The sequence below is a fragment of the Rhodococcus sp. KRD162 genome (genome assembly GCF_017168335.1).
In the GTDB taxonomy this organism is placed as follows: domain Bacteria; phylum Actinomycetota; class Actinomycetes; order Mycobacteriales; family Mycobacteriaceae; genus Rhodococcoides.
The window spans coordinates 21,315-27,544 of record NZ_JABFAU010000075.1; the positions used below are offsets into that span (position 1 = coordinate 21,315).

The window sequence follows — 6,230 nt, forward strand, 5'->3', positions numbered from 1 at the left end:
AACACGAAAGAAGGAAATCATGCCCAAGACCGCCGACCAGGCCGATGCAACCACCCGCGAGATCCTCGGCCCGCAGTTCACTGCGATGCGCAACCTCGTCGAAGCAGCCGAGAACAGCCGACAGAAGGCCGATGCAGTCGCCAAAGCCCAGGCTGAACACGTCGAGTCGACCGCCGAGTTCATCGCGGCCTACGACGCCGCCAAAGCTGCAGGCTTCACCACCGCCCAACTGAAGAAGGGCGGCTACGTCCGCCCATCACTGAAGGGAGCCGCAAAACCTGCCACCACCAAGAAAGAGCCCGCGCCGAGCCCGTCGGCAGATACAGACAGCACCGGCGGCGAACCCCATGGGCACGAGAGCGGACAGCAGAACCACGACGGGCCGGCATCCGAGCACCACCAGAACGACCACCACAACGAGCACAGCGAACACGACGCCATGGCGAGCTGACGTGGAATCCCGTAGACAACCAGAGGGGGCCGTGCGATGAGCACCGAACGAACCGACGCCATCACCCATATCGAGCTTGCATGCGACGTCTGCTCGCTGGAACCCCGTTCTCGGGACGGACGATCCGCGCCACGGGGTGCACGGTGGGCCGTGGCGATGAAGGATTGCTGCGCCGGCGGGCAGCTCATGGCCCACCTCGCGTGCGACGAGCATTTCTTCGCTCTCGTCTCGCAGAAACTGCCCGGCGAATGCACCAGTTGTGGCCACCTGAGTCGGACCCTGTCCGACGTCGTCGATGTCGCATGGACGATTGGAACCCCAACCGATCTGCCCGGTCGGCCGGGATGACCCTCACCCCGGCAGTCGCGTCGCCGGGTGGCGGCACCCGACAATCGTGCACCTGCAGCGCCGTCGAACACCTCGGCGTCGCTGCAGGTCGCGTCAGCCAAGCCGCTCGGCGCGGGATGGCAGTACTCCCTATGCGCCCAGAACCGCGAGATCCCGTCAGTGCAGAGTTCGATGTCGTCCGCGCGCCGTAGTCGCAATCGCGTCACCCCAGACGGGGGCGCGTTCGACCCCGACCGTGGATCCAGCGGAGACCTGGAGAAGAAGCAGGGGGTAGTTCTACCCCACGCAAGCTTCGCCGACCGAGCCGCGAACCGGGAGCACGCCCGCGGTCTCGATACCGACATCGAAGGACTCCCCGGTCTCACACGCGCGCGCCGCGACCTCGAACGAGCCTTTCCTCGAAACACCACCGCGCCGATCACGAACGAACGAAAAAGACGGACGCTGCCGGCTGCAATCGAACTCCGCCGAAGTCTCAGCGCACGCCAGCGCAATGCACGATCGGCTACCAAGAGAACTGTCGAGCAAAACGTTCCACATGCCCAGTACCGCGCGATGAGCTCGCTGATCGGTGATCCAGACAATTGGAAGCGCACCAACGACGCGTTGTCCGATGTCAACGGCGATGCAGTGCGGCTCGATGACGACCAGCGCCGCCACATCCAGCGGGTCGACCGCGCCATCCAGCGGTACGAGCGCGAGTCCGGACGTGGACACCTGGTCTACACCGTCGTGAGCTTGCCCAACGCCGTCATCCATCCATCCGAACTACCGGAGACCCTCTCACCCGGCTCGGTCGTAGCCTTCGACCGCTTCACCGGCGCCCGCCACTCGATCCACGAGCTCGACGCGCACAGCCATCCGACGGACGCAGTCTTCGAGATCCAGACAACGCGAGGCCTGTACCTCGGAGCATCGGACAAGGGAGACGACACGAGCCATCTCCTTCCGCGTGGCACCCGCTATCGCGTTGTCAACTCGCACTTCGTCCCCTACGAGCGACCGGGTCAGCCCGTCGGGGAAAGGCTCGTCGTACAACTCGAAGACATCGACACAGACTGATCGACGAAAGGAAAGAACCATGGCAACCGAGAACCCCTCACCGCCACCGCACAGACGAGAACGCCGCGCTCCATGGCGATTCCATCCAGACATCATGCCGCGCGCAGACTTCCGCGCAGTTCGACCCGAGGACGACCCCGCAACGGGGCCTACCGACGGAGCAATCGGCACCGACGAGCAGGCGGAATAGGTTGCAGATGACGATCTCAATTTTGATGGTCGGTGTTGGGGCACTTGTGGTCTCGGCTGCTGCTGCAGTCCTGATTGGGAAAGCAATCACACAAGCCGATCGAATCGAATGCGCGCAGCGGTGGGATGTTTGGTGCACCGGATGCGGTCTACCAGCTTTCGACAGGCGCGCCGCCGTCGCCGCGATCGTGACTCCACCCGGGTGGAGTCACGACGACGAAAACTACTGCCCGGCATGTACAGAAACAAGGTTCCATACCTGGGGCTACAGCTCATGAACAGCTTCCGTCCTACACGCCGCTCTGGAAGTCGATCGAGTTCGGATGTCGCAATCAAGCAAGGAGAGCCTCCCATCGTCACCACTCCCGCTCCACGCACCCTCGCCCTCCTGACATCGTTCCTCTACCGCGCGGCCGGAGATCTCGGAGCCGCCGCCATCAACGCCAGGAGTACGACCGAAGCCGACCACGCCAGTAAAGGTCGAGCACTCTGCGTCGAGATGTTCATCAGGCTGGCCCCAGCCGCTACCGCCGATGCCAGGGCGGACGACGATCAAGTACCGCCGAGATCGGTTGTGTAGTGCGCGGAGCGCAGTGGTCCTGGGACTGGTGACAGGCGCAACTTCCGGGCCACATGGGTGCGTCCTCGCCGGCAGCGTAGCCCGGTATTTGAATGGGATCGGTTTCGCAATCTGATTGAGGGATACTTGGCCGATGACCGATGACCGCAGCTTCGATCCGGACCCTGATCACGGGCAGTCGGGGTGGGTGACCCTGCCGAGTGGGCAGCGGGCCTACCGCTACGAAGGGGCCGACGATCTGATCTACGACGCCGGAACCGCACCAGAAGCCGCCGCGTCCAAGTAGGTATGGACCCGATCGAGAACGCGCCGCCATCGTCGATGAGGGCTACGACCCCGACGACCCCACCGTGCGCGCAGGCCTTGAGCATGTCCGCCGGGTGCTCGCCGAACATCGCCACCTGACGGCCGACCCCGAACTCCGTCTCGAATACCTCGTGAACGCCGCCAGGGTTCAGGAATCAGTGCGGGGATCGGACGTACGCAGGTAGTTCGACATCGAACGTATGTTCCCATAGATTGAGGGGACTGATCCGTTCGGCGAAAGGTCGCAGCTCATGGCCGGTACCGTCGACTCGATCCCCGACCTCACCACCTTGGACCAGGCCGCACAGCTCGCCGCTCTGCGCCGCAGCATGGCTGCGATCCCTGGACGCCGAGACCACGCTCCCACCGATTCAGACGACTCGCCCGTATTCGCCCCGCCGCAGCCGCACGCGCAGGCCGCCGCGACCGAAGGCGATGAACGAGCCCTGAGTGTCCCTGTGCGCTCGCGAACCCTGAAAACCCTGCCGGTGCCCATGCCGCTGTCGGAACTGCTCCCACGCGGCGCACTGGCCCGCGGAACGGCCCTGTCGATCACCGGTGCCGGATCGATTCTCGTCGGACTTGTCGCCTCCGCCACTGCGGCCGGCCACCACGTCGCCCTGATCGGTCAACCCAAGTTCGGGCTCCTTGCCGTCCACGAACACGGCGGGGACTTGTCGAAGATCGCGTTGATCGATCCCGGTCAAGCCGACCCTCTCGACGCCGCCAGTATTTGTCTCGATGGCCTCGATCTTGTGGTGACCACTGTCCATGGTCGCGACGTACCGCCGACCCGGGCGCGTGCCCTGTTGGCCCGAAACCGTACTCTTATCCGGACTAAGCGGGGTTAGCAAGTCGAGGTGTCTGAGCTAGCCAGTCACACGCTCTCGACGGACCGTACCCTGCCTGAGGCTCCCATGCCGATCAGATCCACCGCGATTGTGCGGTAGCCGTGTGCTGCGACGGCGGGCGTGATGTTGCGCCACAGGTAGGACGAGGTGGGATTGCCGTGCAGGAACAGTACGAGTGGACCGGTACCCGCATCGGTGAAGCTGATCGTGCTGCCGAGAACGGGCAGAGTTCGTGGCTGCACCAAAGCGTTCCCTCGACCTGAACCGGCGGAGTGTCGCGGACCGCTAGTGGGCGTGGGCCTGGAGTGCTTGGCGGGCTTTGCGTTCGACGAACAACGGGACGAAATCGCGGATGGAGTTGCCCTCGAAACGGGCATGCTCGGCGGCGATGGTGTCGTCGATGACCGGGCGCGGCACATCGGGAAACTGGGCACCGAGGCGATCGCGGACGGCGTCGATGTGCTCGTGTTCGGTGGTAGTCATCTTTTGAACGATCCGCTCTGTTCGGGGTGTGGTCAATTGGGTGTCCGGCGTGGTTCCGGAGTCGGGCAGTCGGTGCCTACCCCGAGACATCGGTAAACCGTGTGTGGAGGGCGTCGAGTTGGCGGTGCAGCGCGTACAGCAATTTTCGCTGCGACCGGGCTTCTTCGTTGTGCCAGAGCCGGGCGGTGCCTTGGCCGATTCGCCCGGCTTTGTGGGCGAGTTGTTCGGCTTCGTCGACGAGCGCCGAAACAGCGTTGATCTCGACAGTCAGCATTGCCGCGAAGATCTGCGCCTGCGCACGATCGGAGCTGTCGGGCCCTCGCCGGGATGTGGTCGACGACGGTTTCGTGCTGGGTGCGTTCATCTTCTGGCCACCGGAACGTGGCGAGTGTTCCGCCCCAGGTGAATGTGTGATGAACTGCGCCGATTCCCTGGCGGTGGCCGCTTCGCGTGTGCTGGTCATTGCCCTACCTGTGGGCGGCCGGCGGATGCCGCGCTGTGTTCGAGGCGACGACGGCATACGTGCAGCAAAGCGTCCGTGGTCCGGGAATCGAGGTCGACGGGCCGCGCGGGGTCGGCCAGCAGGTGTCGCAGCCTGCGGAAATACGTCTCCGGCGGAATCCCGAAGGCAACCATGATGTCCTCGGCGTCGCCGCCCCCGTACGGCATCCACTGCACGGCGAACGCGAGCATCCGATCTCGCTCGTGCGGGGTGTCAGGTGTCAGCGGCATTACTGCAGTATCACCCGGCCCGTCGACCGTCGCAGCCGCCGCGAGCAACCATAGGGCGACGGACAGGTGAACAGTGAACAAACGCCCTGAATGTGACTCCACTCTGTCAGGAACGCAGACCAGTGAGCACTACGACACCGACCCGTCCGCGCGGCTGGCCCCGGCCCAGTCCTGAGGACGAGCGGGTCGCCGATGATCGATATCGACGGGGCGACTCGATCGGTGCCATGCCGACCCATGGATTATCGTCGCCTGTGGGCCCGCAAACTACACCGGCGTCCTCGACAACCTCGAACGCTTCGACGGTACCGCCACCCACCTGCTCTACATCTGACCAGCAAGCTCTAGGGGTGTGGTGCGCTTACGATGCGACCATGTCTAGAAGACGCAGCGTGGCTATCGGTGGAGTCGCGCTGCTCATTGTTGTCGCCGGGGCTACGTTCTGGTTTCAATCCCGCGGCGAATCGGTAGCCTTACCGGCAGGTCAGGTCGTCCCGCAGGCATCTTGCCTTGCCCCGAACGTCGTCGTGAGTGCGATGCCTGGTGCCGCGACCAGTAATCCCGGTATCCCTAATGCCCCAGTCGCAGGCGCACTTCCGGCCACCTTCGATGCAGTGGGCTTTGTGGTGTGTGAATTTTACGGTGACCGACCGGAGAACGGCACGCAGATAATGCGCCAGACCGAACGCGCAGGCGGGGACGTGGTCGGTGCGCTAGCGGTTGTGAACACACCGACCGACCCACCCCGCGATCCAGAGGATTGCGATGCTGTCGGCTCAGCGCCGATCCCGGTGGTGTGGGCTGTAGATCCACAATCTCGCGCAGTGCGCCTCGAGCTGCCGAAAGACAGCTGTGGTCAACTCAAGGGCGACCCGCTCACGGCCATCGAAAGAGTACCTGCGGTCACCACACAGGAGTATGAACTCCCGGCGTAAGGCAGTGGGAGGTGCGCCACGGACGGCGCACCTCCCACTGCGTTACCGAATGCCTGACTATTCGGTGTACGGATCCACTGGTTCTCGATCGACTCACGCATCTCGACTACTGGAGCAGGTTCCTCGACTACCGCACCCCTAGAGGAGAGATAGAAGCCCTCAAGCTTGGCTGTGTCAACCCGATCTGGGACCACGATGACGGCCTGACTGGGACCCACCTGGCACCGGCTAATCACGCCCTTGGTCTCGGTGGTCACTGCCGAGTGGCGAGGGCTATAGGTATCTGCAGACCT

The 6,230-nt window shown here is 64.0% G+C and carries 11 protein-coding genes; 7 read left to right on the plus strand and 4 right to left on the minus strand.

Annotated features, from left to right (window positions below):
- Positions 1–19 precede the first annotated feature (19 nt).
- From J1M87_RS27110 to J1M87_RS27140, 7 genes are all read left to right on the plus strand, one after another.
- Positions 20–451, plus strand: coding sequence for a hypothetical protein (locus J1M87_RS27110; RefSeq protein WP_008720651.1), 432 nt, complete (start codon positions 20–22; stop codon positions 449–451).
- A 36-nt stretch (positions 452–487) separates the two neighbouring features.
- Positions 488–799, plus strand: coding sequence for a hypothetical protein (locus J1M87_RS27115; RefSeq protein ID WP_008720650.1), 312 nt, complete (start codon positions 488–490; stop codon positions 797–799).
- A gap of 27 nt (positions 800–826) precedes the next feature.
- Positions 827–1,861 carry a hypothetical protein gene (locus tag J1M87_RS27120; protein WP_008720649.1) on the plus strand — a complete coding sequence of 345 codons (1,035 nt, stop codon included), beginning with the start codon at positions 827–829 and terminating at the stop codon, positions 1,859–1,861.
- Between the two features lie 19 nt (positions 1,862–1,880).
- Positions 1,881–2,051 carry a hypothetical protein gene (locus J1M87_RS27125; protein WP_157226226.1) on the plus strand — a complete coding sequence of 57 codons (171 nt, stop codon included), beginning with the start codon at positions 1,881–1,883 and terminating at the stop codon, positions 2,049–2,051.
- A 273-nt stretch (positions 2,052–2,324) separates the two neighbouring features.
- On the plus strand, positions 2,325–2,630 hold the full coding sequence (locus J1M87_RS27130) for a hypothetical protein (RefSeq protein WP_206492764.1): 306 nt from the start codon (positions 2,325–2,327) through the stop codon (positions 2,628–2,630).
- A 133-nt stretch (positions 2,631–2,763) separates the two neighbouring features.
- Positions 2,764–2,916 carry a hypothetical protein gene (locus J1M87_RS27135; RefSeq protein WP_198289538.1) on the plus strand — a complete coding sequence of 51 codons (153 nt, stop codon included), beginning with the start codon at positions 2,764–2,766 and terminating at the stop codon, positions 2,914–2,916.
- A 271-nt stretch (positions 2,917–3,187) separates the two neighbouring features.
- Positions 3,188–3,787: a hypothetical protein gene (locus J1M87_RS27140; protein WP_008720648.1), complete on the plus strand. Its 600-nt coding sequence runs from the start codon at positions 3,188–3,190 to the stop codon at positions 3,785–3,787.
- 26 nt (positions 3,788–3,813) lie between these two features.
- Here J1M87_RS27140 and J1M87_RS29360 read toward each other — a convergent pair whose 3' ends face one another.
- The 4 genes from J1M87_RS29360 to J1M87_RS27160 all read right to left on the minus strand — a co-directional run bounded on the left by J1M87_RS29360 (position 3,814) and on the right by J1M87_RS27160 (position 5,083).
- Positions 3,814–4,029, minus strand: coding sequence for an alpha/beta fold hydrolase (locus J1M87_RS29360; RefSeq protein WP_042940341.1), 216 nt, complete (start codon positions 4,027–4,029; stop codon positions 3,814–3,816).
- Between the two features lie 43 nt (positions 4,030–4,072).
- On the minus strand, positions 4,073–4,270 hold the full coding sequence (locus J1M87_RS27150) for a three-helix bundle dimerization domain-containing protein (protein WP_008720647.1): 198 nt from the start codon (positions 4,268–4,270) through the stop codon (positions 4,073–4,075).
- Positions 4,271–4,346: 76 nt separating this feature from the next.
- On the minus strand, positions 4,347–4,733 hold the full coding sequence (locus J1M87_RS27155; RefSeq protein ID WP_008720645.1) for a hypothetical protein: 387 nt from the start codon (positions 4,731–4,733) through the stop codon (positions 4,347–4,349).
- Positions 4,730–5,083 carry a DUF3263 domain-containing protein gene (locus J1M87_RS27160; protein ID WP_008720643.1) on the minus strand — a complete coding sequence of 118 codons (354 nt, stop codon included), beginning with the start codon at positions 5,081–5,083 and terminating at the stop codon, positions 4,730–4,732. Before J1M87_RS27160 ends, J1M87_RS27155 begins: the two co-directional genes overlap by 4 nt.
- Positions 5,084–6,230: the final 1,147 nt, after the last annotated feature.

Excerpts from the sequence above, each read along its gene's own strand:
- J1M87_RS27110 (WP_008720651.1), top strand. The coding sequence starts at position 20 with ATGCCCAAGACCGCCGACCAGGCCGATGCAACCACCCGCGAGATCCTC.
- J1M87_RS27115 (WP_008720650.1), top strand. The coding sequence starts at position 488 with ATGAGCACCGAACGAACCGACGCCATCACCCATATCGAGCTTGCATGC.
- J1M87_RS27125 (WP_157226226.1), top strand. The coding sequence starts at position 1,881 with ATGGCAACCGAGAACCCCTCACCGCCACCGCACAGACGAGAACGCCGC.
- J1M87_RS27130 (WP_206492764.1), top strand. The coding sequence starts at position 2,325 with ATGAACAGCTTCCGTCCTACACGCCGCTCTGGAAGTCGATCGAGTTCG.
- J1M87_RS27135 (WP_198289538.1), top strand. The coding sequence starts at position 2,764 with ATGACCGATGACCGCAGCTTCGATCCGGACCCTGATCACGGGCAGTCG.
- J1M87_RS27140 (WP_008720648.1), top strand. The coding sequence starts at position 3,188 with ATGGCCGGTACCGTCGACTCGATCCCCGACCTCACCACCTTGGACCAG.
- J1M87_RS27150 (WP_008720647.1), bottom strand. The coding sequence starts at position 4,270 with ATGACTACCACCGAACACGAGCACATCGACGCCGTCCGCGATCGCCTC.
- J1M87_RS27155 (WP_008720645.1), bottom strand. The coding sequence starts at position 4,733 with ATGACCAGCACACGCGAAGCGGCCACCGCCAGGGAATCGGCGCAGTTC.